This is a genomic window from Agromyces sp. SYSU T00194 (genome assembly GCF_040496035.1).
In the GTDB taxonomy this organism is placed as follows: domain Bacteria; phylum Actinomycetota; class Actinomycetes; order Actinomycetales; family Microbacteriaceae; genus Agromyces; species Agromyces chitinivorans.
On the sequence record NZ_JBEPJZ010000001.1, the window covers coordinates 2,381,627 to 2,406,348 of the forward strand.

The 24,722-nt window shown below is 74.2% G+C and carries 23 protein-coding genes; 13 read left to right on the top strand and 10 right to left on the bottom strand.

The window, feature by feature from the left end:
* Positions 1-12 precede the first annotated feature (12 nt).
* Together ABZK10_RS11210 and ABZK10_RS11215 are read left to right on the top strand one after the other, a co-directional pair.
* The gene (locus ABZK10_RS11210; protein WP_353809281.1) at positions 13-1,452 is read left to right on the top strand and encodes a lipase maturation factor family protein; all 1,440 of its coding nucleotides are present in this window, start codon (positions 13-15) and stop codon (positions 1,450-1,452) included.
* Positions 1,449-2,900, top strand: coding sequence for a phytoene desaturase family protein (locus ABZK10_RS11215; RefSeq protein ID WP_353809282.1), 1,452 nt, complete (start codon positions 1,449-1,451; stop codon positions 2,898-2,900). The genes ABZK10_RS11210 and ABZK10_RS11215 overlap by 4 nt, the downstream gene beginning before the upstream one ends.
* Before the next feature lie 55 nt (positions 2,901-2,955).
* Here the strand turns inward: ABZK10_RS11215 and ABZK10_RS11220 are convergent, their stop codons facing one another.
* From ABZK10_RS11220 to ABZK10_RS11240, 5 genes are read right to left on the bottom strand one after another with little or no spacing between them, the layout of a single operon-like run.
* Positions 2,956-4,290, bottom strand: coding sequence for a DUF58 domain-containing protein (locus tag ABZK10_RS11220; RefSeq protein ID WP_353809283.1), 1,335 nt, complete (start codon positions 4,288-4,290; stop codon positions 2,956-2,958).
* Position 4,291: 1 nt separating this feature from the next.
* Entirely contained in the window at positions 4,292-5,272 is a 981-nt protein-coding gene (locus ABZK10_RS11225) for an AAA family ATPase (RefSeq protein WP_353809284.1), read from the bottom strand.
* Between the two features lies 1 nt (position 5,273).
* On the bottom strand, positions 5,274-6,506 hold the full coding sequence (locus ABZK10_RS11230; protein ID WP_353809285.1) for a DUF4350 domain-containing protein: 1,233 nt from the start codon (positions 6,504-6,506) through the stop codon (positions 5,274-5,276).
* Complete coding sequence (locus tag ABZK10_RS11235; protein ID WP_353809286.1) at positions 6,503-7,141, bottom strand: DUF4129 domain-containing protein; 639 nt, start codon at positions 7,139-7,141, stop codon at positions 6,503-6,505. The genes ABZK10_RS11230 and ABZK10_RS11235 overlap by 4 nt, the downstream gene beginning before the upstream one ends.
* Before the next feature lie 5 nt (positions 7,142-7,146).
* Positions 7,147-8,271, bottom strand: coding sequence for a hypothetical protein (locus ABZK10_RS11240; RefSeq protein ID WP_353809287.1), 1,125 nt, complete (start codon positions 8,269-8,271; stop codon positions 7,147-7,149).
* 174 nt (positions 8,272-8,445) lie between these two features.
* Here ABZK10_RS11240 and mtrA point away from each other — a divergent pair, with 174 nt between their 5' ends.
* The 6 genes from mtrA to secA all read left to right on the top strand — a co-directional run bounded on the left by mtrA (position 8,446) and on the right by secA (position 17,140).
* Positions 8,446-9,126, top strand: coding sequence for an MtrAB system response regulator MtrA (gene mtrA, locus ABZK10_RS11245; protein ID WP_353809288.1), 681 nt, complete (start codon positions 8,446-8,448; stop codon positions 9,124-9,126).
* A 7-nt stretch (positions 9,127-9,133) separates the two neighbouring features.
* Positions 9,134-10,837, top strand: coding sequence for an MtrAB system histidine kinase MtrB (gene mtrB / locus ABZK10_RS11250; RefSeq protein ID WP_353809289.1), 1,704 nt, complete (start codon positions 9,134-9,136; stop codon positions 10,835-10,837).
* Positions 10,830-12,518, top strand: coding sequence for an LpqB family beta-propeller domain-containing protein (locus ABZK10_RS11255; protein WP_353809290.1), 1,689 nt, complete (start codon positions 10,830-10,832; stop codon positions 12,516-12,518). Before mtrB ends, ABZK10_RS11255 begins: the two co-directional genes overlap by 8 nt.
* 90 nt (positions 12,519-12,608) lie before the next feature.
* Entirely contained in the window at positions 12,609-13,316 is a 708-nt protein-coding gene (locus ABZK10_RS11260) for a ComF family protein (RefSeq protein WP_353809291.1), read from the top strand.
* 121 nt (positions 13,317-13,437) lie between these two features.
* Positions 13,438-14,145, top strand: a complete 708-nt coding sequence (hpf, locus tag ABZK10_RS11265; protein ID WP_353809292.1) for a ribosome hibernation-promoting factor, HPF/YfiA family — start codon at positions 13,438-13,440, stop codon at positions 14,143-14,145.
* Positions 14,146-14,332: 187 nt separating this feature from the next.
* Complete coding sequence (gene secA / locus ABZK10_RS11270; protein WP_353809293.1) at positions 14,333-17,140, top strand: preprotein translocase subunit SecA; 2,808 nt, start codon at positions 14,333-14,335, stop codon at positions 17,138-17,140.
* Between the two features lie 170 nt (positions 17,141-17,310).
* Here secA and ABZK10_RS11275 read toward each other — a convergent pair whose 3' ends face one another.
* Positions 17,311-17,607 (bottom strand): Rv3235 family protein, encoded by a 297-nt coding sequence (locus ABZK10_RS11275; RefSeq protein ID WP_436408514.1) that lies wholly within the window; start codon positions 17,605-17,607, stop codon positions 17,311-17,313.
* A gap of 331 nt (positions 17,608-17,938) precedes the next feature.
* Between ABZK10_RS11275 and ABZK10_RS11280 the strand changes: the two genes are divergently transcribed.
* Positions 17,939-18,523, top strand: a complete 585-nt coding sequence (locus ABZK10_RS11280) for a hypothetical protein (protein ID WP_353809295.1) — start codon at positions 17,939-17,941, stop codon at positions 18,521-18,523.
* 18 nt (positions 18,524-18,541) lie between these two features.
* Here the strand turns inward: ABZK10_RS11280 and ABZK10_RS11285 are convergent, their stop codons facing one another.
* A complete protein-coding gene (locus tag ABZK10_RS11285; RefSeq protein ID WP_353809296.1) occupies positions 18,542-18,832 on the bottom strand; it encodes a helix-turn-helix domain-containing protein in 291 nt (96 codons plus the stop codon).
* Positions 18,833-18,987: 155 nt separating this feature from the next.
* Here ABZK10_RS11285 and ABZK10_RS11290 point away from each other — a divergent pair, with 155 nt between their 5' ends.
* The 3 genes from ABZK10_RS11290 to ABZK10_RS11300 are packed head-to-tail and all read left to right on the top strand — an operon-like array spanning position 18,988 to position 22,346.
* Positions 18,988-19,590, top strand: a complete 603-nt coding sequence (locus ABZK10_RS11290; protein WP_353809297.1) for a hypothetical protein — start codon at positions 18,988-18,990, stop codon at positions 19,588-19,590.
* A gap of 1 nt (position 19,591) precedes the next feature.
* Entirely contained in the window at positions 19,592-20,818 is a 1,227-nt protein-coding gene (locus ABZK10_RS11295; protein ID WP_353809298.1) for a CpaE/TadZ family protein, read from the top strand.
* A gap of 34 nt (positions 20,819-20,852) precedes the next feature.
* Positions 20,853-22,346, top strand: a complete 1,494-nt coding sequence (locus tag ABZK10_RS11300; RefSeq protein ID WP_353809299.1) for a sensor histidine kinase — start codon at positions 20,853-20,855, stop codon at positions 22,344-22,346.
* Between the two features lie 96 nt (positions 22,347-22,442).
* Here ABZK10_RS11300 and ABZK10_RS11305 read toward each other — a convergent pair whose 3' ends face one another.
* Positions 22,443-22,691 carry a WhiB family transcriptional regulator gene (locus tag ABZK10_RS11305; protein WP_353809300.1) on the bottom strand — a complete coding sequence of 83 codons (249 nt, stop codon included), beginning with the start codon at positions 22,689-22,691 and terminating at the stop codon, positions 22,443-22,445.
* Between the two features lie 203 nt (positions 22,692-22,894).
* On the opposite strand from ABZK10_RS11305, the gene ABZK10_RS11310 reads away from it, so the two are divergent.
* Complete coding sequence (locus ABZK10_RS11310; RefSeq protein WP_353809301.1) at positions 22,895-23,338, top strand: hypothetical protein; 444 nt, start codon at positions 22,895-22,897, stop codon at positions 23,336-23,338.
* Positions 23,339-23,458: 120 nt separating this feature from the next.
* Here the strand turns inward: ABZK10_RS11310 and bcp are convergent, their stop codons facing one another.
* Positions 23,459-23,941 (bottom strand): thioredoxin-dependent thiol peroxidase, encoded by a 483-nt coding sequence (gene bcp / locus ABZK10_RS11315; protein WP_353809302.1) that lies wholly within the window; start codon positions 23,939-23,941, stop codon positions 23,459-23,461.
* Entirely contained in the window at positions 23,938-24,699 is a 762-nt protein-coding gene (locus ABZK10_RS11320; RefSeq protein ID WP_353809303.1) for a GntR family transcriptional regulator, read from the bottom strand. The genes bcp and ABZK10_RS11320 overlap by 4 nt, the downstream gene beginning before the upstream one ends.
* Positions 24,700-24,722 lie beyond the last annotated feature (23 nt).

Genomic DNA, 24,722 nt, shown 5'->3' on the forward strand with positions numbered 1-24,722 from the left:
AGCGTGGGCCCGATGGACTGGCTCGCGCTGCTCGACGCGCACGGCCTCGAGTTCGCCCGGCAGGTGCTGCAGCGCGGCACCGCGGCGGTCGCCCTGGTCGCGTTCGCGTCGACCTGGTCGCAGTTCCCGGCGCTCCTCGGCGAGCGGGGGCTGCTGCCCGTGCCCCGGTTCCTCGAGCTGGGGTACGCGCGGCGGCAGCCCACGATCTTCCGCTGGCACTACTCCGATCGGATGCTCCGCGGCTGCTGCGCGTTCGGCGTGCTCGTCGCCGCCCTCCTGGTCGCGGGCGTCCCGCAGCTCGGCCCGCCGTGGCTGCCGATGCTCGCGTTCGGCGTGCTCTGGGTGCTGTACCTGTCGATCGTGACCGTGGGGCAGACCTTCTACGCGTTCGGCTGGGAGAGCCTGTTGCTCGAGTCGCTGTTCGTCGTGGCGTTCCTCGGCTCGAACCGGGTCGCCCCGCCGATCCTGGTGCTCGGCTTCACCTGGTGGCTCGTGTTCCGGCTCGAGTTCGGCGCCGGCATGATCAAGTGGCGCGGCGGGCGCGAATGGCGCGACCTGACGGCGCTGACGTACCACCACGAGACCCAGCCCATGCCGAACCCGCTGAGCCGCTGGGCGCACCTGCTGCCGCGCTGGTTCCACCGGTCGGAGGTCGTGGCGAACTTCATCGCCCAGCTCGGGGTGCCGTTCCTGCTGTTCGCGCCCCAGCCCGTGGCATCCGTCGCCGCCCTCGTGATCGTCGGCACGCAGGCCTGGCTCGTGCTCACCGGCAACTTCGCGTGGCTGAACTGGCTCACGATGGTGCTCGCCGGCGGGGCGATCGGCGACGGGGTGGTGCACCTGGTCGTGCCGGCGTGGCCGGCCGAGACGGCGTACGCGCCCACCCCGGCGTGGTTCGCGGTGGTCACGACGCTCGTCGTCGCCGGGCTCGCGGTGCTCAGCTGGCAGCCGCTGCGCAACCTGTTCGCCCGCCGCCAGCTCATGAACGCCAGCTTCAACCGGTTCCACCTGGTGAACGCCTACGGTGCGTTCGGCACGGTCACGAAGCGGCGCGACGAGGTGGTGGTCGAGGGCACCGAGGCCGCGGAGCCCGGGCCGGGGGACTGGGTCGCCTACGAGTTCCACGGCAAGCCGGGCGACCCCGCGCGCGTGCCGCGGCAGTTCGCGCCGTACCACCTGCGGCTCGACTGGCTGATGTGGTTCCTCGCCCTCGGGGCGCCCGACCACGGCTGGTTCCGCGCGTTCCTCGTGCGGCTGCTCGAGGCCGACCCCGCGACCCTCCGGCTGCTGCGCGTCGACCCGTTCGACGGCAGGCGGCCCGTCGCGGTGCGCGCACGGGTGTACCGGTACCGGTTCGCCACGCGCCGAGAGCATCGCGAGACGGGACTGTGGTGGATGCGGGAGGATGCCGGTGTGCTGGTCGCTCCCATCGCCCTCGGGGCCCGCCCGTGATCGACGCCAACGTCGTCGGCTCGGGGCCGAACGGACTCGCCGCCGCCGTCACCCTCGCGGCCGCGGGGCTGTCGGTGCGCCTGACCGAGCGCGCCGACACGATCGGCGGCGGCATGCGCACCGAGGAACTCACGCTGCCCGGCTTCCGCCACGACCTGTGCTCGGCGGTGCACCCGGCCGCGCTCGCGTCGCCGTTCTTCCGGGCGTTCGGGCTGACCGACCGGGTGCCCTTCGTCGTGCCCGACGCCTCGTACGCCCACCCGCTCGACGCTGCGCCCGCCGGCGTCGCCTGGCGCGACCTCGACCGCACCGCCGACGAGCTCGGCGCCGACGGCCCCGCCTGGCGCCGCCTGTTCGCGCCGCTCGTGGCGCGCATCGACGGCGTCGTCGACTTCACCGGCTCGCAGCTGCTGCGCGTGCCCCGTCGGCCGGTCGCCGCCGCGCTCATGGCCGCGCGGGTGCTCGAGCAGGGCACGGCGCTGGGCGCCGCCCGGTTCCGCGGTGCCACCGCGCCGGCGATGCTCGCGGGCGCGGCCGCGCACGCCATCGGCCGACATCCCTCGCTCGCGACGGCGGCCCCGGGCGTGCTGCTCGGCGCGCACGCGCACGCGGGCGGCTGGGGGGTTCCGGTGGGCGGGTCGCAGGCGATCGCCGACGCGCTGGCCGCCGAACTCGTCGCCCTGGGCGGCGAGATCGTGACCGGCCACGAGGTGCGCTCGCCGGCCGATCTCGAGCGCAGCCGCGTGACGCTGCTCGACACCTCCGTCGAGGCGCTCGACGCGATCGCCGGGCACCGCCTGCCGGCCCCGTACCGGCGCGCACTGCGCCGCTACCGGCACGGCGACGGGGTCGCGAAGGTCGACTTCGCGCTCTCCGACCCCGTCCCGTGGGCCGACCCGCGCGTCGGGGCCGCGCCGACCGTGCACCTCGGCGGCAGCGCGGCGGAGATCGCGGCGAGCGAGCACGCCGTCGCCGCCGGGCGCGTGAGCGAGCGCCCCTACGTGCTCGTCGTGCAGCCGACCGTGGTCGACCCGACGCGTGCGCCGGCCGGCCGGCACACGCTCTGGGCGTACATCCACGTGCCCCGCGGGTCGCGGCTCGACGCCACCGAACTCGTGGCGGCGCAGATGGAGCGGTTCGCGCCCGGCTTCCGCGACACGGTGCTGGCGAGCACCGCGACGAGCGCCGTCGAGCTCGGCGCGCGCAACCCGAACGACGTCGGCGGCGACATCCTGGGCGGCGCGCTCACCGTGCCCCAGCTCGTGAAGCGGCCGGTGGTCTCGCCCGTGCCGTGGCGCACGCCCGTGCGCGGGCTCTACCTGTGTTCGGCCTCGACCCCGCCCGGGCCGAGCGTGCAGGGCATGAACGGCTGGTTCGCCGCCCGGCTCGCACTGCGTGAGCACTTCGGGGTGCACGAGGCGCCGTACAACGGGCGGGTGGGGCGGTGAGCCGACTGCCGGGCCCGTCGGGACGCCGTGCCGACGGCCGGCCCGCGGCCCGCGTTCAGAGCCGCCCGGTCGCCTTCAGCGCCAGGTAGCGGTCGGCGAGCGCCGGCGGCAGGTCGGCGGGCGGCGCCTGCACCACGTCGCCGCCGAGGCGCTTGATCGCCGCGGCGACCCGGTCGGCGTCGCGAAGCGCCCGCTCGGCCGCGCCCGCGAGGTACGCCGACTCGCGGTCGCCGCGATCGCGCCGCGCCGCATCGAGCGACGGGTCGGTGACGGAGGCGACCAGCACGGTGTGCGCCGACGTCAGGGCGGGCAGCACGCCCAGCATGCCCCGTGCCGCGGCCGGGGTGTCGATGCCCGTGCACAGCACGACCAGGGCACGGTGGCTCGTCGCCTGCCGCACCAGTGCGGGCACCGCGCTCCAGTCGGTGTCGATGAGTCCCGCCTCCACCGGGGCGAGCGCGTCGACCATGCGGGAGAGCATGGTCGGCCCGGTCACCGACTGCACGCGGGCGCGCACCCGGCGATCCCAGGCCACGAGGTCGACGCGGTCGCCGGCCCGGCCGGCCAGGGCGGCCAGCAGCAGGCTCGATTCGATGGCGGTGTCGAGCCGGGGCTCGTCGCCCACGCGCGCGGCGGCGGTGCGACCCGTGTCGACGACCAGCACGACCCGCCGGTCGCGCTCGGGTCGCCACGTGCGCACCATCAGGCGCTGCCCGCCGCCGGTCAGCTCCGCGTCGCGTCGCGCGGTCGCCCGCCAGTCGATCGAGCGCACGTCGTCGCCGCGCACGTACTCGCGCAGCGAGTCGAACTCGGTGCCCGCGCCGCGCACCATGACCGGGGTGTTGCCCTCGAGCTCGCGCAGCCGCGCCACGCGCGACGCCAGGTGACGCCGCGAGCGGAACGGCGGCAGCACCCGCAGGCGGCCCTCCGCCCCGAGCGTCGCCTGGCGCGCCCAGAGCCCGAGCGGGCCCCACGAGCGCACGGTCACCGCGTCGACCCGTCGCTCGCCGCGCCGCGACGGCACGAACGCCAGCGGCACCGCACGGCGCTCTCCGGCCGGCAGGTCCACCCGTGCGCGGTTGTCGCCGACGAGGCCCGCCGACGGCTCCCACCCGTCGCGGACGACGCCGCGGATGCGCCGGCCGCCGAGGTTCGTCAGGAGCAGCCGGCCGTCGACGCGCTCGCCGAGTCGCACGCGCGCCGGCAGCTCGCGGGCGATCGCGACGCGCCGCGGGCTGCCGGCCGCCGCGAGGTCGACGAGCCCGAGCGCGATCGCGAGCGCCACCCAGCCGACGAACACCGCCCAGGCCGCGGTGGGCGTGCCGCCGAGCAGCACGAGCGGCACGACGCCGGCGGCGACGAGCAGCGTGAAGCGTCCGGACCAGTCCATGTCAGAGCGGCACCCGCACCTGCTGCACCACCGAGCCGAGGATCGCGTCGACGTCGACGCCCTCGAGTTCGGCCTCCGGCCGCAGCACGACCCGGTGCCGCCACACGGAGGGCAGCATGGCCTGCACGTGGTCGGGCGTGACGGCGGCGTCGCCGCGCAGCCAGGCCCACGCCTTCGACGCCGCCAGCAGCGCGGTCGCGCCGCGGGGGCTCGCTCCGAGCGCCACCGACGGGCTGCGCCGCGTCGCCTGGGCGAGGTCGACGACGTAGCCGAGCACCTCGTCGGTGACGGTCACCCGGGCCGTGGCCGCGCGCGCCGCGGCGAGGTTCGCGGCGTCGAGCACCGGCCGCACGCCGGCCGCGTCGAGGTCGCGCGGATCGAAGCCGTCGGCGTGGCGGCGGAGCACCTCGACCTCCGTCTCGCGCGGCGGGAGGTCGAGCACGAGCTTCAGCAGGAACCGGTCGAGCTGCGCCTCCGGGAGCGCGTACGTGCCCTCGTACTCGACGGGGTTCTGCGTCGCGGCCACCAGGAAGGGGTCGGGCAGCGGCCGGGTGACCCCGTCGGTCGAGACCTGTCGCTCCTCCATCGCCTCGAGCAGGGCCGACTGCGTCTTCGGGGGCGTGCGGTTGATCTCGTCGGCGAGCAGGATGTTCGTGAACACCGGCCCCTCGCGGAACTCGAACGCGGCCTCGCGCGGGTCGTACACGACCGAGCCGGTCACGTCGCCGGGCATCAGGTCGGGCGTGAACTGGATGCGGTGCGTCTGCAGGTCGAGCGACCGGCTGAGCGCGCGCACGAGCAGCGTCTTGGCGACGCCGGGCACGCCCTCGAGCAGGACGTGCCCGCGCGCCAGCAGGGCGATGATGAGCCCGGTGACGGCGCCGTCCTGGCCGACGACGGCGCGGCCGACCTCGGTGCGCACGCGGGCGAGTCGCTCGCGCAGCGCGGCGTCGTCGATGGTCGGGGCGGCGGGATCGGTCATGTCACCTGTTCCTCGGTTCGGTTCGGTTCTCGGTTCGGGCATCGGATGCCCCGGGCGTGCGCACCGCGGCCGCGACGCGTCGCTCGAACGCGTCGAGGTCGCGGGCGAGCGACGTGAACGCGGCGTCGTCCGGGGGCGGCGCGCCGATCAGCAGGTCACGCACGCGGGCCGAGTCCACGCCGACGAGCGTTGCCGCGGCATCGGCGACCTCGCCGACGGGCGCGTGCCCCGGGAGGCCGACGAGCGTCGCGATGCGGCCGAGCGCGCCGATGCGCATGGCGTCGAGGGCGCGGCCCCGCGCATCCGCCCGCGCGTACAGCCGGCCGCGCCCCTCGGTCGTCTCGCGGGCCCGCACGACGACGGGCAGGCGTTCGACCACGAGCGGACCGAACCGGCGACCCCGCCACACGGCCGCAGCGACGGTGGCGAGCAGGAGCAGCACGAGGGCCGGAGTCACCCACGGCGGGGTGAGTTCGCCGAGCGACGGCCCGGCATCGGGTGCGTCGCCCGGTCCGGGCAGGTACCAGACGAGCCGGTCGGTCGCGCCGAGCAGCCCGAGGGCGAGGGCGGCGTTGCCGGCCGTGGCGACGGTGCCGTTCTGGAGCACTTCGGTGCCGGCCAGCACCACGACCTCGGGCACGTCCCCGGCGGGTCCCACGACCAGTCGCACGGCGCCGTCGTCGTCGGGGAAGCAGCCCCGCCAGCCGGCGTCCACGGCCGCGTCGTCCACCGTGAGCGCCTGTCCCGAGCCGCCGAGCGCGCCCGCGCGCTGCGCCTCCGGCACGTCGCAGCCCGGCGCATCCGTCGTCCCCGCGGTGAGCCCGGCGAACCGCACGCCGGGCGCGACGGCGTCGAGGGCGGAGAAGCTCGGGGCGACCAGGACGATCCGCGACGCCGCGCCCGCGAGGCGCGCGACCTGCGCGCCGTCGAGGAGGCCCAGGTCGTCGACGAGGAGCACCGTGGCGCCCGCCGCACGCGGCAGCGCGTCGTCGAGCGCGTCGACGGCCTCCACGTGCACCCCCTGCTCGGCGAGCACGTTCGCGACCGCCGCGCCGCCCGCCGGAGCGGCGTTGTCGGCCGCGAGCACCCGGCCCGAGCCGGAGCCGACCCCCTCGAGCAGGGCGACGCCGACCGCGACGACCAGCACGATGACGCCGACGACGATCCAGCCGCGACGCGACGCGATCGCCCGCCGCACCGTCGGGGTGCGCGCCTCGGCGGCGGTCGCGGTCACGGGGTCGCTCCCGCGAGGCCGGCCGGCACGGTGCCCCGGAGGTCGGCGTCGAGTTCCCGCACCCGCGCGTACGCGTCCGGCCCGGCGTGCCGGTCGCCGTAGCGCACCAGCTCGAAGTCGTCGGCGGCCGCCTCCAGGCGGGACCGGTGCGCCGGGAACGACGGCGCCGCGCCGCGGGCGACGCCGTGCGCGGTCGTGCCGGGCAGCAGGGTGAGCACGGTGCGCTCGTCGAGCTCGCGCGCGAGCGCCCGGAACGCCTCGGCGACGGCCAGGTCCCAGTCGCCCCGCGCGGCCGCCTCATCGGCCGCGCGCCGCAGGGCGGCGGCCGTGCGACGGTCGTCGTCGCCCAGCACGGCGTGTTCGGGGCGGGCGCGTCGTCGCAGCCGTGGCAGGCCGTACACGAGCAGGACGACCACCACGACGCCCGCGACCAGGAGCAGCCCCACGAGGAGCAGGGTCGGTGCGGGGAGCCCGCCGCCGCCGGCGAACAGGTCGGTCAGCCACTGGCGCACGGCGTCCGCCGCCCGATCGAACGCCGTCGGGCTCGCCGCCGCGTACTCGGGTGAGCGGAGCTCGGCCTCGAGGAGTCGACGCGCCTCGTCGGCGTCGGGGTCGAGCGGGATCTCCAGGCGCATGCGGGTCAGGGCGCGAACGGGTCGGCGACCCGGGCGCCCGTGCGGCGCAGCTCCACGACGCGCTGCAGCTCGAGGTCGAGCCCCTCGCGTCGCATCCGCAGGTCGAGGTAGAGCAGTGCGACGACGGCCGACTGCGCGACGGCGGCGACGGCGCCGACCACCAGCGACAGGCCGATCGCGACCACGTACGTCGCCACCAGCACGGCGAGGCCGGTGCCGGTGCCGGTCGGGTCGATGAGGAACGACGCGAGTCCGCCGACGAAGCTGATCGGCTGCACGACCACCTGCGCCGCCGTGTTCACGATGAACGCCACGAGCAGCTCCACGCCGAAGATGCGCCAGAAGTGGCCGTCGGTGAGTCGCCAGGAACGCGCCATGGCGCTGAAGACGCCCCGGCGCTCGAGCACGATCGCGCTCGGCGTGAGCGACAGCTTCGTGTAGGTCCATGCGGCGAGCACGGCGATGCCGAGGCCCAGCACGAGGGCGATGGCGACGCCGACGAAGACCAGCACGGGCTCGATGAGCGCGAACCCGAGCACGATCCCGACCAGCAGGACCGTGATGACGCCGACCGCGGCGGCGACGAGCAGCACCCAGCCGATCAGGGGCCCGATGCGGCGTGCGGCGCGCCGCCAGACCTCCGCGAAGCGCAGGCGCTCGCCGAGGGTGCCGGATGCCACGTCGACGACCATGATCCCCTGGAGGAACGCCGACCCGATCACCGACAGCGCGATGGGCACCAGCATGAGCAGGAGGAAGCCCGCCGCCCCTCCGCTCGCGATCGCGTCGAGGTCGTCGGCCGACGCGCGCTCGAGGCGATCGATCAGGCCGAACATGACGGGGAAGACCAGCGCGACGGTGGCGAGCGTCACCACGACCTGCACCAGCAGGCCGCTGCCGAAGGTGGGACCCGGGTTGCGCCGGATGGTCTGGAACGGGGCGCCGAGGAGGGTGGCGAAGCCCAGCGGTCGCAGCGGCACGAGCCCGGGACGCGGGGGCGGCGTCCAGCCGGCCTCCGGTCCCGTCGGCGCCGCACCGGCCGGGCCGCCGGCGGGGGGCGGACCGGAGGTGCCGGCCGGGTTCGACCCGGTTCCGGGGCCGGTCGGCGGATGCCACGTCTGATCGGTCACCGGTGCCTCCTCACGCGTCCACCCATCGTGCCATGTCGGGGCGGTCGGGGAGCGGTCGTCCACGGGTTCCGGGGCCGGAATCCGCGTGCGAGGAACCGCTCTCCCGCCGCTCGACTACGCTGGGAGCGGCGCCCACGCACGTGGTGCGGCGCGGGACGAACGGGAACGGGACGGATGAACGCACGCGTACTCGTGGTCGACGACGACCAGGCACTCGCCGAGATGATCGGCATCGTGCTGCGGACGGAGGGGTTCGAGCCCTTCTTCTGCGCCGACGGCACGTCGGCCCTGGACGAGTTCCGCCAGTCGCGGCCCGACCTCGTCCTGCTCGACCTCATGCTGCCGGGCATGGACGGGATCGAGGTGTGCTCGCGCATCCGCGCAGAGTCGGGCACCCCGATCATCATGCTCACCGCGAAGTCCGACACGGCCGACGTGGTGAAGGGCCTCGAGTCCGGCGCCGACGACTACATGGTCAAGCCGTTCAACCCCAAGGAGCTCATCGCGCGCATCCGCACCCGGCTGCGCCCCGTCGGCGACGGCGAAGGCGACCTGCTCCGGGTCGGCGACCTCACGGTCGACGCCGCCGCGCACGAGGTGCGCCGCGGCGAGGACCTCATCGCGCTCACGCCGCTCGAGTTCGACCTGCTGCTCACGCTCGCGTCGAAGCCGCAGCAGGTGTTCACCCGGGAGATGCTGCTCGAGCAGGTCTGGGGCTACCACTACAAGGCCGACACCCGGCTGGTGAACGTGCACGTGCAGCGCCTGCGGGCGAAGGTCGAGGACGATCCGGACAACCCGAGCATCGTGATGACCGTGCGCGGCGTCGGGTACCGGGCCGGCGCCACCGTCTAGGCCACCCGTGCGCGGCGACGGCGACCAGCCCCCGATCACCTGGCGCTCGTGGCGGAGCTGGCCACGGCAGTTCGCCGCGCTGTTCCGCCGGTCGCTGCAGTTCCGCACGGTCCTCATCACGATCTCCCTGTCGGGCCTCGCGATCCTGGTGATCGGCCTGTACATCTCGTTCAGCATCGCCTCGAACCTCTTCCAGACCCGTCTCGACCAGGTGCTCGACGCCTCCACGAACGCGGAGACCGCCGCGCAGGCGGTGCTCGACTCGTCGGACGCGACCGACCGCGCCGCGCTGCAGAGCGTGCTGCGCTCGGCGATCGAGCGGGCCAGCGTGACGGCGTCGAGCTCGCTCGTCGCCGTCTACCGCGCGCCCGGGCAGGAGTCGTCGACGATCGCGCCGCAGGACCAGGGCACGAACCAGCTCACCAACACCATCACCGACCAGCTCCGCCAGACCGTGCAGGACAACCCGGGGAGCCAGTTCTGGCAGTCGGTCGAGTTCGTCGAGCTGGACGAGTCCACCGTCCCGGGCGTGGTCGTGGGCACCGACGTGGAGGTCCCGAGCGCCGGCCGGTACGAGCTGTACATCGGCTACAACCTCGCCGACGCCGACGCGACGCTGGCGTTCATGCAGTTCACGGGCGTCGTCGGCGCGATCGCGCTGCTCGTGCTGCTCGCCGTGATCACGCTCCTGGTGGTCCGCTGGGTGATCGAGCCGATCCAGGCCGTGTCGGCGACGAGCCGGAGGTTCGCCGACGGCGACCTCGGCGTGCGCATGCCCACCAAGGGCGAGGACGAGCTCGCGACGCTCGCGGAGTCGTTCAACGGCATGGCCGACAGCCTGCAGCAGCGCATCCACGAGCTGGCGGAGCTCTCCGTCATGCAGCAGCGGTTCGTGTCCGACGTGTCGCACGAGCTCCGCACCCCGCTCACCACGATCCGGCTGGCTGGCGACGTGCTCTACCAGCAGCGCGAGGACTTCCGGCAGTCGACCTCGCGCACGGTCGAGCTGCTGCACACGCAGACCGAGCGCTTCGAGACGCTGCTCGCCGACCTGCTCGAGATCAGCCGGTACGACGCCGGCTCGGTCGAGCTCGAGGCCGAGCCGACCAACCTCGTGCACCTGGCGACGGATGCCGTCGACGGCATGCGCTCGCTCGCCGAGGAGCGCGGCTCCGACATGCGCGTCGTCGCGCCCGGCGGCCACCTCGACGCGGAGGTCGACCCGCGGCGCATCCGGCGCGTCGTGCGCAACCTCCTCGGCAACGCGATCGAGCACGGCGAGGGCAGGCCCATCGTGGTCTCGGTCGACAGCGACGAGCACGCCGTCGCCATCGCCGTGCGCGACTACGGGCTCGGCATGACCGCCGAGGACGCGGACCGCGTGTTCGACCGCTTCTGGCGGGCCGACCCGAGCCGCAAGCGATCGATCGGCGGTACCGGACTCGGGCTCGCCATCTCGCTGGAGGACGCCCACGTGCACGGCGGATGGCTCGAGGTGTGGTCGTCGCCCGGCGCGGGATCCTGCTTCCGACTCACCCTCCCGCGCGTGGCGGGCGGGGTCCTCGCCTCCTCGCCGCTGCCCCTGCCGCCCGAGGACGCCGAGGGCACGGACCACGAGGTGGCCCGCCTCGTCGGATCGGTCGGCACGACGGGGCCCGTGCCCACGGTCGACGACGCGTCGACCCCGACGACGGAGGTCGATCGTGCGTAGCATCCGCCATGCGGCGTCCATCGCCGCGCTCGCGACCCTCGCGCTGCTCGCGGGGTGCGCGTCGATCCCCACCTCGGGCGGCGTGAACGCCGGGCAGGTCACGACCGGCGAGGAGACGGTCGAGGTCGACGTCGTGGCCTCCGGCCCCGTCTCGGGCAGCTCGCCCGAGCAGATCCTGCGCGGATTCGTCGACGCGGCCGCCAGCCCGCGCAACAACTACCAGACGGCGCGCCTGTTCCTCACCCCGACCTTCGCGGAGGAGTGGACGCCGGACGCCGGCGCGACGGTCGACCGCATCTCCGCCCGCCAGTACGTCGAGCTCGACGAGAACAGCTGGCGCATCCAGGCGGAGCCCGTGGCGGGCCTCACCGAGACGGGCGAGTACGACGACACGGTCTCGGACTCGCGGGTCACGCTCGACTACGAGCTGACCCAGGTCGCGGGGGAGTGGCGCATCTCGCGCGCCCCGCAGGGCGTGCTCGTGGACGACGCGATCTTCGACATCGCATTCGCGCAGTACCCGCTGTACTTCTACGACCCGACCACCACCTACCTCGTGCCCGACGTGCGCTGGTTCGCCCGGCGCGAGTCGACCCAGACCAGCATCGTGCGCGAACTGCTGCGCGGTCCGGCCGAGTGGCTCACGGCGGGCGTGGTCAGTGCGATCCCCGACGGCCTGCGGCTCGATCCCGGCGCCGTGCCGGTCGAGTCGCGCATCGCGGAGATCGCGCTCACCGGCGACGTGACCGACGACCTGCGCACGCTGCAGCTCATGCAGCTGCAGTTCCAGGAGAGCCTCGCCTCGGTGCGCGGCATCGAGGACGTGGACCTGCGGTTCAACGGCGCCGACGACGAGATCCCCGACCTCGCGCTGTCGGTGCCGGTGCTGAACCCGCGGGTCGACCCGCGCACCGTCGTGTACCGCGACGGCGAGTTCGGCTACCTGTCGACCTCCTCGCAGGAGGTGGCGCGCATCGACGGCGTCTCCGACGCGGTCGAGGCGCTGCAGCCGCTGGACGCCGCCGTCGGCAGGGACGGCGAGACGGTCGCCGTGCTCGCGGCGTCGGGGGCGTGGGTGGTCCGCGCCGGCCGGGACGCCGAACGGGTCGACGCCCGCGAGGGGCTCGTCACTCCGGCGATCGACGGGTTCGGCATCGTGTGGACCGCGACCACCGGGCGCGCCGACGAGATCGCCTGGCATGCGCCGGACGGCTCGCAGGGGATCGTGGCGACCCCCTGGCCCGAGTCCGCCGGCATCGCCGCCCTCTCCGTCTCGCGCGACGGCACGCGCCTGGTCGTCCTCGTCCAGGCGGGCGAGCGCACGCAGCTCGAGGTCGCATCCATCGCCCGCGCCGACCAGCTCAACCTGCCGGACGCGCTCGGCGGACGCCTGGCGCTGACCGCGGTCGACGGCACGGCGCGCGACGTGGCGTGGCTCGGTCCGAGCACCGTCGCGTCGCTCACGACCGGGACCGACGGCGACACCATCGTCGTCACGCAGGACGTCGGCGGCACGAGCACCACCCGCGACGGGCCCGAGGACGCGCGCGAGATCGTGGGCGGCAACACGGTGCGCGAGGCGCGCATCCTCACCGCCGACGGAGACCTGGACCAGCAGAGCGGCGTGGCCTGGCAGGTGCGCTCCACCGGCATCGCGTTCGTCGCCTCGCAGCAGGGCTGAGCCGCCCTCCACAGGACGCGACCCGCGGGTCGGCCCGCCCCGATCACCGGCCGGGCGGATGCCGCGGGCGCGGCGCGCGAGCATGGTCCGGTGATCGACCCCGTGCTCGGCGCCCTGCACGACGCGGCCGCCGTGCTGCTGCCCGTGCGGTGCGCCGGATGCGGAGCCGACGGGCGCAGCGTGTGCGTCGCCTGCACACGGGCGCTGCACCCGCGCCCGGCCGAGGACGCGCGGGGCGACCTCGCCTTCGTCGCGGCGCTCGAGTACGGCGGGGCGGTACGCGCCGTGCTGGCCGCCTACAAGGACGGCGGGCGCATCGACGCCGCCGCCGCCCTGGCGCCCGCGCTCGCGGCCGCGGTCGCAGCGGCGGCGGCGCGCGCGGCGCGGGGCGGGAGTCCGCCCGAACTCGTCTGCGTGCCGTCCGCGGCCGCAGCACGGCGCGCCCGCGGGTACCACCCCGTGGAGCTGCTGCTCCGGCGCGGCGGGCTGCGGTCGGCGCGCCTGCTCGCCCGCACCGGGAGCCGCACGGACCAGGCGGGCCTGGGCCTCGCCGCGCGCGAGCGGAACGCCGCCGGTGCGCTGCGGGCGCTGCCGCGGGCACGGGGACGGCGCGTGATCCTGGTCGACGACATCGTCACCACGGGTGCCACCGCGCGGGAGGCGGTGCGTGCGCTGACGGCCGGCGGCGCGGACGTCGCCGGGGTCGCGGCGCTCGCGCGGACGCCTCGCCGGACGTCGTCGGGGCTCCCTCGGGCGACCGAGAGGCGGGCCGATCCGCTTCATGGCGGGCGCACGTGAAGCCCTCGGCGAACGTTCGGAAACCATCGCGTGACTTTGCCGGTGCGCCGGGTTAGCGTGAGAGCAAGGCGTGGAGCACTCGCCCCTCCGCCGGGCGGCACGCCGGATCAGGGAGGTCGTCATGGAACTGAACATCGTCGGACGCAACTTGGGGATCACCGACCGTTTCCGCGACTACGCCGGCGAGAAGGCCGAGAAGGTCGAACACCTGGCGGAACGTGCCCTCGCCCTCGACGTGAAGGTGAGCAGGCACCACGAGACCAACGGGAACAGCGGGCCCGACCGGGTGGAACTCACCCTGATCGGGAAGGGCCCCGTCGTCCGGGCCGAGGCAGACGGCCAGGACAAGTACGCCGCGTTCGACGTCGCCCTCGGGCGCCTGCTGGAACGGATCCGCAGGGCCAAGGACCGCAGGAAGGTCCATCGAGGGCAGCACCGGCCGAAGTCGCTCCGCGAGGCGAGCAGCGACGGGTTCTTCGGCCACGGCGTGCAGCCCGCGGATGCCGCGGTGCTCGAGCGCGTGCGTGACGGCAGCGGCCCCGTGGAGGACGTCGCGGAGGCCGAGCAGGAGGACGAGTACTGCCCGGTCGTGATCCGGCGGAAGGTCTTCGCCACGACCCCGATGACGGTCGACGACGCGCTCTACTTCATGGAGCTGGTCGGCCACGACTTCTACCTCTTCATCGATTCCGAGAACGGGCGCCCGAGCGTGGTGTACCGGCGCAAGGGGTGGGACTACGGCCTGATCGGCCTCGACGAGCAGGCCGACGCCGCGAGCCCGGAGGGGCTCGAGGAGCAGCTCGTGCAGGCCGGCGCGGCCCGCGGCTGAGTGGCGCGCGGGACGGCGGCGACCGCCGCCGTCCCACCGTCTCGGCGCGTGTGTCCACGGAGGTGCCGGGGCACACAGCCGTCTCGCCGATACGATTGCTATGATCGACCGCTGCGGGCCGACGCGACCTTGATCGCGCCCCGCGAGCGGCGCGGATCACGCGCCGTACGACGAGTGGAGAGCATCCGTGGCCTCAATTCTGGAAAGGGTTCTTCGCGTCGGCGAAGGACGCACGCTCAAGCGACTGGAGCACTACGCGAAGGCGGTCAACGCCCTCGAGGAGGACTTCAGCTCACTGAGCGACGAGGAACTGAAGCACGAGACGGTCGAGCTGCGCGAGCGCTACGTCGGCGGCGAGTCGCTCGACGACCTGCTGCCCGAGGCGTTCGCGGCGATCCGCGAGGCCGCCAAGCGCACCCTCGGCATGCGCCCGTACGACGTGCAGCTCATGGGCGGCGCGGCGCTGCACCTCGGCAACATCGCCGAGATGAAGACCGGTGAGGGCAAGACGCTCGTCGCGACGACGGCCGCGTACCTGAACGCGCTCGCCGGTCGTGGCGTGCACATCATCACGGTCAACGACTTCCTCGCGAGCTACCAGTCCGAGCTCATGGGCCGCGTGTTCCGCGCGCTCGGCATGACCACCGGATGCATCGTGGCCGGCCAGACCCCGGCCGAGCGCCGCGAGCAGTACCAGGCCGACATCACCTACGGCACGAACAACGAGTTCGGCTTCGACTACCTGCGCGACAACATGGCGTGGCAGTCGGCCGACATGGTCCAGCGCGGCCACTTCTTCGCGATCGTCGACGAGGTCGACTCGATCCTCATCGACGAGGCGCGCACGCCGCTCATCATCTCCGGCCCCGCGTCGGGCGAGGCGAACCGCTGGTTCGGCGAGTTCGCGCGCCTCGCGCAGCGGCTCGTGCCCGGCGAGGACTTCGAGGTCGACGAGAAGAAGCGCACCGTCGGCGTGCTGGAGCCCGGCATCGAGAAGGTCGAGGACTACCTCGGCATCGACAACCTCTACGAGTCGGCCAACACGCCGCTCATCTCGTTCCTCAACAACGCGATCAAGGCGTCTGCCCTGTTCAAGCGCGACAAGGACTACGTCGTCATGAACGGCGAGGTGCTCATCGTGGACGAGCACACCGGCCGCATCCTGGTCGGCCGCCGCTACAACGAGGGCATCCACCAGGCGATCGAGGCGAAGGAGGGCGTGCAGGTCAAGGCCGAGAACCAGACCCTCGCCACCGTCACCCTGCAGAACTACTTCCGTCTCTACTCCAAGCTCTCGGGCATGACCGGTACCGCCGAGACCGAGGCTGCCGAGTTCATGTCGACCTACAAGCTCGGCGTGGTCGCGATCCCGACCAACAAGCCGATGGTCCGCATCGACCAGCCCGACCTCGTCTACAAGAACGAGGAGGCGAAGTTCGCCCAGGTGGTCGAGGACATCGTCGAGCGCCACCGGAACGGCCAGCCCGTGCTCGTCGGCACGACGAGCGTCGAGAAGAGCGAGTACCTCTCTCGCCTCCTGGCGAAGAAGGGCGTGCGGCACGAGGTGCTGAACGCCAAGAACCACGCGCGCGAGGCGGCGATCATCGCGCAGGCCGGGCGCCTCGGCGCGGTCACCGTCGCGACGAACATGGCCGGCCGCGGCACCGACATCATGCTCGGCGGCAACGCCGAGTTCATCGCGGTGCAGGAGATGCACGAGAAGGGCCTCAGCCCCGCGGAGACGCCGGAGGAGTACGAGGCCGAGTGGGACGGCGTGTTCGACCGCGTCAAGTCGGCCGTCGCGACCGAGGCCGAGAAGGTGCTCGCCGCGGGCGGCCTCTACGTGCTGGGAACCGAGCGCCACGAGTCCCGTCGCATCGACAACCAGCTGCGCGGCCGCTCCGGCCGCCAGGGCGACCCGGGGGAGAGCCGGTTCTACCTGTCGCTCACCGACGACCTCATGCGCCTGTTCAACTCGGGCGCCGCCGAGAGCCTGATGTCGCGCGGCGTGCCGGACGACGTGGCCATCGAGTCGAAGGTCGTCACCCGTGCCATCCGCTCGGCGCAGTCGCAGGTCGAGGTGCGCAACGCGGAGATCCGCAAGAACGTCCTGAAGTACGACGACGTGCTCAACCGCCAGCGCGAGGCCATCTACGGCGATCGCCGGCACATCCTGCAGGGCGACGACCTGCACGAGCGCACGCAGCACTTCCTCGAGGACGTCATCGACGAGGTGCTCGACCAGCACATCGGCGAGGGCAACCCCGACGAGTGGGACTTCGACGCGCTCTGGGCGGAGCTGAAGACGCTCTACCCGATCGGCATCACCATCGACGAGGTCGTGGCCGAGGCGGGCGAGAAGGGTCGCATCAACCGCGAGTTCGTGCGCAGCGAGATCCTCTCCGACGCGAAGCTCGCCTACGGTCGCCGCGAGGAGCAGCTCGGCTCGCCGGCCATGCGCGAGCTCGAGCGCCGCGTGGTGCTCTCGGTCATCGACCGACGCTGGCGCGACCACCTGTACGAGATGGACTACCTGAAGGACGGCATCGGCCTGCGCGCCATGGCGCAGCGCGACCCGCTGGTCGAGTACCAGCGCGAGGGCTACGCGATGTTCCAGCAGATGATGGGCTCCATCCGCGAGGAGACCGTCGGGTTCCTCTTCAACCTCGAGGTCGAGGTGAACCCGGCCGGCGCCGCGGGCCCGACGATCGCCGCACGCGGCCTCACCCGCGCGGAGGCGCCGGAGGACAAGCTGAGCTACAGCGCCCCGAGCGACTCGGGCGGCGTCGAGGTGCGCAACCAGCGCGGTCAGGTGCAGCAGGCGGCGACGCAGCGCGCACGTCGTGCGGTCGCCGCGCAGCAGCTGGCGCCGCGTCCGACGGGGCAGGAGGTCGCGCGCGGGGCGTTCGGCCAGCCGACCTCCGCGGAGTCGGGGGCCGACGAGGCGCCGCAGAACCGCGCGCAGCGTCGTGCCCAGGAGCGCCGGGGGCGCTGAGCCGGAGCATGTTCCCGGGCACGCGGCGCGCCGCCTGCCCGGGAGTGCGCGGCGCGCGGCGACCGCGTCGGTGCGATGCGGTGGGCGCGCAGAAGCCCGGGTGGGTGCCGTGGGCACCGTCGCACCGGAGGACGCGGGTCCCGAGCGACCGCGTCAGCCGGTGAAGCGCGTCAGAGGACGCTGATGGCGCTCGCGCGCCAGCGGGCGTCGAGGCCCTCGAGTCGGATGGCCACGGCGCGCGAGCGCGCCTTGCTGTGGACCATCACCACGGCCTCGATGACCCCGTCGCGCGGTTCGCACTGCAGGATGCGCCCGATGCTGAATGCGGGGCGCGACGGCGCCTGGCCCTTCACGCGGCGGGCGCGGGCGCCGAGCACGACGCGCTTCAGCAGGTGCCGGTACACGTCGTCGTTCACCCAACGCGCCATCTGCTCGAGCTCGCGGGCGCCCGCGAGGACCTCGATCACGCAGCGCGTGAGGTTGGTCAGCAGCGGTTCCGGGTCTGGAAGCTCGCTGCGCGCCGACGGCTGTCGGGCGAAGAAATCGTCATCGAATGCGGTGCCGGAACCCCTGATGGCCCCCCTCGGTCCGACATCCCTCCTCACTGCTGCGGTCATGTCTGCTCCACACGGGATGCGTCGCCCGCCGGCCGTGACGGGCGACGAGACGGCCCCCGTCTCCGGGGGCCGAGTCGGTCATTGCTGAGCAAGTTACGTGCGTGTCATGCACGGTGTCAATAAGGAACCCTCATTGTGGATAAATCGTAGTCACACCGTAACCGGACGGTAGCTTTCGCTGGTGATGGGCGACGGATTCCTCGACGATCTCGACGCCGAGCTCGCCTTCGCGGACCGCGCGGACGCACGGGAGCTCCAGGCGGAGGAGGAGCGCCTGCGCGTCGCGCGGCTCGGCCTGCGCGACCGGATCGTGGGGATGGCGCGGGACCACGACGGACGGGGGATCCGCATCGACCTGCGCGATCGCACGAGCATCGTGCTCGCGCCGGAGCGGTCCGGACGCGACTGGGTGTCCGGTCGGGCGGCGGCGCCCGACGGGGCCGGCACGTTCCCGTGCGTGGTCCCGATGCACGCGATCCGCGCGATCGTCCCGGCGCGCGCGGACCTGCCGGCGAGCCTCGCGGCCACGGGCCCCGGGGAGGTGGGCGACCGGCTGGGGCTCGGCGCGGTGCTGCGCGACCTGTGCCGCCGACGCGCCGCGGTCACGATCGCCAGCGGCGGGCAGGTGCTGCACGGCACCATCGACCGCGTCGGCCGCGACCACCTCGACCTCGCCGTCCACGAGCCGGGCACCGCCCGTCGCGACGCGGACGTGCGGCAGGTGCGCATCGTCCCGTTCGCCGAGGTCGACCTCGTGCGGTGGTGACGCGCGCGGGCGGCACCGTCAGCTGCGGTGCGCCTCGCGGATGACGCGTCCCCCCGACAGCTCGGGGATGTTCGCGAAGTCGGACTGCAGCCAGAGGTTGAGGCGTCGAGCCTCCTCGTACTTCGCCTCGATGTACGACTCGAGCACGTCGCGCTCGACCCGCCAGACGCCGGCGCTCGTGATGCGGATCGCCGGCAGTTCGCCGGACCGTACGAGATCGGACGCCTCGGAGACGGAGATCCGCAAGGTCTCCGCCACGTCGCCGAGCGTCAGAAAACGCCCGACCGATTCCCCACCCGAGCTGGCCATGTGTCGATTATGGCGGGACGGTCTCGGAGCGTGATCTCGTGTGGATAACTTCACGGCGACCTCACATGTTCGGTCACGATGGGTCCGCCGCGCGCGGGGCGGCGGATGGGAGGCGGTCGGTGGCCGGTGCGGGAGCGGATGGCGGGAGCGTGCGCGTGCGGCGCGCGACGGACGTGCGGCTGGTCGTGGGGGTGCTGCTCGTGCTCGGGTCGGCGCTCGGCAGCTGGCTGCTCGTGGACGCGCTCGACCGGACCACGCGCGTCTACGCCGCGCCCGAGACGCTGGCCCCCGGCACCACGGTGCGCCTCGACGAGCTCGCCGTCGTGGACGTCCGGCTGGGGCCGAGCGCGGGGCACTACCTCGGCGTCGAGGAGGACGGCGAGCGCATCGTGCTCACCACCGTCCGCGCGGGCGAGCTCGTGCCCGCGGCCGCGCTCGGCGACGTCGCGGCCGATGCCCTCGCGACCGTCGTCGTGACGCCGGTCGCGCCGCTGCCCGCGGCGATCGCCGCGGGCACCCCCGTCGACCTGTGGGCCGCGGCACCCGTCGAGCGGGGCGCCTGGGGGCCGCCGGCGGTGCTCGTGCCGCGGGCGGTCGTGCAGGCCGTGCAGCGCGACGACGCGGCCATGGGCGGACTCGAGGCGGCGCCGGCGGTCGAGCTCGCGATACCGCGGGCCGACGTGCCCGCGGTGCTCGCCGCGATCTCGGCCGGCGACGCCATGCACCTGGTCGTCGCTCGCGCCGGCGGGGCCGGCTGAGGTGGCGCGCATCGCGCTGGTGCTCGGCCACGAGATCGAGGACCGCCTGCTCGCCGACGTGATCGACCACGGCCACGTCGTCGTCGCGCGCCTCGTCAGCGCCCACGAGCTCCTCGGGTCGCTCGACGCCCTCGCGCCCGAGGTGGTGCTGGTGGGAGCCGGGCGGGCGACGCTGGGCCGCGAGCTGCTCGCCGAGTGCGATGCCCGGGGCGTGCGGGTGGTGGCGCTGGCCGCGAACGACCTCGAACGCCACCACGCCCGGCACATCGGCCTGCTCGAGGTCGCCGACGCCGGCGCGGCGTGGCCGGAGATCGAGGCGCTCGTGCTGGGGCAGGCGCCACCGCCCGACGAGGAGGCGCACGGCGCCCGCCCGCGCGGCACGGTGATCTCGGTCTGGGGGCCGACCGGCGCGCCCGGCCGCACCACGCTCGCGGTCGAGCTGGCGGCGGCGTTCGCGCGCCGCGACCGGTCGGTCGTGCTCGTGGACGCCGATGCGTACGGGGGAGCGGTCGCCCCGCGTCTCGGCCTGCTCGACGCGGCACCGGGCTTCGCGGCGGCGTGCCGGCTCGCGGCATCCGACGCCCTCGACCGCGCGGAACTCGACCGCCTCGCGCAGCGCCACACGGCCGCGGGCGGATCGTTCCGCGTGCTCACGGGGCTCGCGGGGACGCGGCGCTGGCCGGAGCTCGCCGCCGACCGCGTCGCATCCGTGCTCGACGCCCTCCGCGGATGGGCGGAGGTGGTCGTGGTCGACACGGGGTTCTGCCTCGAGCGCGACGAGGAGCTCTCGACCGACGTGTTCGCGCCGCGGCGCAATGCCGCGACGGTCGCGGCGATCGAGGTCGCGGACCGCACCGTGGCAGTGGGCCAGGCGGACGCCGTCGGACTGTCGCGGCTCGTGCGCGGGTACGCGGACCTGCTCGAGTGCACCGACGCGTCGCGCGTGCACCCGGTGGTGAACCGGGTGCGAGGCTCCGTGCTCGGCGTGGACGCCGGCGGGCAGGTCCGGCACGCGCTGCACCGGCTCGCCGGCATCGCCGACGCGACGCTCCTCCCCGACGACCGGCGCGCGGCCGACGCGGCACTGCTCGCCGCACGGCCCGTCGCCGAGGCCGCCCCGCGGTCGGCCCTGGCGTCGGCCGTCGCCGGCCTCGCCGAGCGGGTCCTCCCGGGTACGGCGACCGCGGCGTCACCGCGGCGGGGCCGGCGCACCCCCGCGCGCGTGTGAGGCGTCGCCGCGCGCGCGAAGTACGCTGGGGATCGTGTCGACGCTCAGTGACCTCGTTCTCGCCCAGGGCCGCAGCAGCGAGGAGGACCTCGACTGGCTGCACATGCTGGTGGGCGACCTGCAACTCCTGGCGGACCTCGCGTTCGCCGACATCGTGCTCTGGGCCCCCGGCGCGGACGCCCCGTTCGTCGCGGTCGCGCACGCCCGGCCGTCGGGCGCGGCGACGCTGTTCTACCGCGACTTCGTCGGCCAGCCCGTGAAGGACGACTGGCGCGACCTCGTCACGCGCGCGTACGACACCGGAACGGTGGTCGACTCCTCGGCCCTCGACTGGTACGAGGAGATGCCCACGCGCATGCGCGCCGTGCCCGTGAAGCGGCGGCTCCAGACGACCGGCCCCGAGGTGACCGAGCGCCCCATCGCGGTACTCACCCGGCACTCCAACCTCAGCCAGTCGCGCACGCCGAGCCGCCAGGAGCTCACCTTCAACGACTGCGCCGACGAGCTGTTCGCGATGATCGCGTCCGGGGACTTCCCCGACCTCGGCGCGCCGTCCGGCCCGCGGCGAGGCGCCCCCCGCGCATCCGACGGGCTGATCCGCCTCGACGTCGACGGGGTGACCACCTTCGCCAGCCCCAATGCGCTCTCCGCGTTCTACCGCATGGGCTTCGCCGAGGAGCTCGAATCGGAGTCGCTGGCCGAGGTGACCACCCGGCTGCTCGCGGGCCGCCTCGAGGTGGACGAGTCGCTGCCCCTGGTCGTCACCGGCCGGGCGCCGTGGCGCACCGACATCGAGTCGAAGGGCGTGACGGTCACGCTCCGGGCGATTCCGATCCGGCACCGGGGGGAGCGGGTCGGCGCGATCGTGCTCTGCCGCGACGTCACCGAGATGCGGCACCAGGAGCAGGAGCTCATCACCAAGGACGCGACGATCCGCGAGATCCACCACCGGGTGAAGAACAACCTCCAGACCGTCGCGTCGCTGCTGCGCATCCAGGCGCGGCGCACCCACTCCGAGGAGGCGCGCAGCGCGCTCACCCAGGCGATGCGGCGGGTCGGCGCGATCGCGGTCGTGCACGACACCCTCTCGGAGGGCCTCAGCCAGAACGTCGACTTCGACCAGGTGTTCGACCGTGCGCTGCTGCTCGTCGCCGAGGTCGCGGCCGCGCACAACACGACGGCCCACCCGAAGCGGACGGGCACGTTCGGGGTCCTCCCGAGCGCGTACGCGACGCCCCTCGCGCTCGCGCTCACGGAACTCGTCACGAACGCCGTCGAGCACGGGCTCGCCGGGCAGGAGGGCGACGTGGAGATCACCGCGGAACGCACGAGCGACACCCTCACGGTCGAGGTGCGCGACACCGGCTCCGGCCTGCCCGAGGGGAAGGTCGGCGAGGGGCTCGGAACGCAGATCGTGCGCACCCTCATCCAGGGCGAGCTGGGCGGCACGATCGACTGGCACACCGTGGTGGGCACCGGCACGGAGGTCACGATCTCGGTGCCGATGCGCTGGATCACGCAGTCGTGACCCGAGCGCCCGGTACCCGCCCGGCGGTCGCCCGCACATGACGACGCCCGCCGCGGATGCGGCGGGCGCGGGTCTGCCGGCGCGAGCCGGCGGGGGTCAGGAGGCGCGGCGGGCGCGTGCGGCGCGACGCTTGAGGGCGCGACGCTCGTCCTCGCTGAGGCCGCCCCAGACGCCCGAGTCCTGGCCGGTCTCGAGGGCGTACTGCAGGCAGAGCTCGGTGACGGTGCAACGGCCGCAGACGGCCTTGGCCTTCTCGATCTGGTCGACCGCAGGGCCGGTGTTGCCGACCGGGAAGAAGAGTTCGGGGTCTGCGGTCAGGCAGGCGGCCTTGTCGCGCCAATCCATCGGGGGGTGCTCCTTGCTGTTGCCGGGCGCAGCAACTCGCGTCGAACGCTGCCGTGACGGCGGTGCTGCAGGTGGGGGAAGGCCGAGTCGCAGGAAAGTAGGATCGAATGCGACCGGCTCACGTCCCTGTGAGCATCAACTCGGCCCTGTAAATGGTCGCATAGTGTGTAGTGCAGATCAATAGTCGTGCATGGGATATCGCTGTGAATACCGAACAGGACCCGGGGTCCGGGACCGCCGCACCGTCGCCGGGCGTTCGCGCTGCGCTCGCCGTCGTCATCGTGCTGCTCGTCGCCGAGGCGCTGCTGATGGTCGGCGTGACGGCCTGGCTCGTGCTGGAACTGCTCGTCGACGAACCGTCGACGCTCGCGAGCGGGCTCGCGCTCACCGTGGTCGCCGCGATCGGCGCCATCTGGGTCGTCGCGATCGCCGCAGCCGCGGTGCGTCGCGCCCCGTGGTCGCGCGGCGGGGCCATCACCTGGCAGCTGCTGCAGCTGGCGGTCGCGGTCGGCGCGTTCCAGGGGCTGTTCGCGCGGCCCGACGTGGGCTGGGCGCTGCTCGCGCCGGCGCTGGTCGTGATCGTCCTGCTGCTCGTGCCGGCGGTCGCGGCCTGCTTCGCGCGGCCCGTGGTCGCCGGCGCGGACTGACACGCCGCGACGCGGCGTCGGGCGTGGAGCGGACCGCCGCGACGCGGCGTCGGGCGTGGACCGCCGCTACGCGGCGTCGGGCGTGGACCGCCGCTACGCGGCGTCGGGCGTGGACCGCCGCTACGCGGCGTCGACGCCGAGCTCGCGGCGCACGCGCGCCACGTGACCGGTGGCCTTGACGTTGTACATGGCCGTCTCGATGCGACCCTCGGCGTCGATCACGAACGTCGAGCGGATGGAACCCAGGACGGTGCGTCCGTAGTTCTGCTTCTCGCCCCAGGCGCCGTACGCCTCCTGCACCGCGTGGTCGGGGTCGCTGAGCAGGGGGAAGGTGAGCCCGTCGCGCTCGGCGAACTCCGCGAGTGCCGGCACGTCGTCCTTCGACACGCCGACGACGCGGACGCCGGCGGCGGACAGCGACGCGAGGCTGTCGCGGAAGTCGCACGCCTCGGTGGTGCAGCCCGGCGTCATGGCGGCGGGGTAGAAGTAGAGCACGACCCGCTCGCCGCGGAGGTCCGACAGGGTGACCGGGGTACCGGCCTGGTCGTCGAGGGTGAAGTCGGGAGCGAGGTCCCCGGGCGCGAGTCGGACGGCGTCGGTCATGCGTCCATCGTAGGCGAGTCGGCGTCGGGCTCCGACGCCGACGCGACGACCGGGTGCTCGATCGAGAACCGGGCGGCCTCGGGGCGGTAGCGCTCGTCGGCGAACTCGACGGCGACTCCGCGGTGGTCGCGCACGACGCGCCGTTCCCGCAGGATCGGCGAGCCGGTCTCCACGCCGAGCGTCTCGGCCTCGAGGCCCCGGGCGGCGACGGCGTCGATCAGGTGGCGGGCGGTGACCAGTCGCACGCCGGCGGCGATGAGCCGGTCGTGGACCGACCCCTGGTCGAGGTCGGCGTGCAGGAGCGTGCGACCCGCCTCGAGGGGGAAGCACGAGCGCTCGAGCATCGCGGGCCGGTCGTCCAGCGAGCGCACGCGGGTGACCGCGACCACGGGCGTCTCGACGGCGATGCCGAGCATGCGCGCCTCGCGTTCGAGGGCGGGTCGGCGCACCACCTCCAGGGTGCGCTGACCCGGCACCTGGCCGATCGACTCGGCCCAGCGGGAGAAGGGCACGAACGTCTCGAAGGCCCGCACGGGCACGGTGCTGCGCACCACGGGCGGGCGTCCGCGACCCCCGGAGACGATGCCGTCGGCGCGCAGCCCGGCGAGCACGCGGCGCAGCTGGCCGCGGCCGGCGTCGAGGCTCGCGCACAGCTCCGACTCGCTCGGCAGGCGGCTGCCGACCTCCCAGGTACCGCGGCGGATGCTCCGGAGCAGCGCGGTGCGCACCCGATCGTCGTCCCCGCTCGCGTCCGCCACGCTGCGACCGTAGCGGCGGCGGG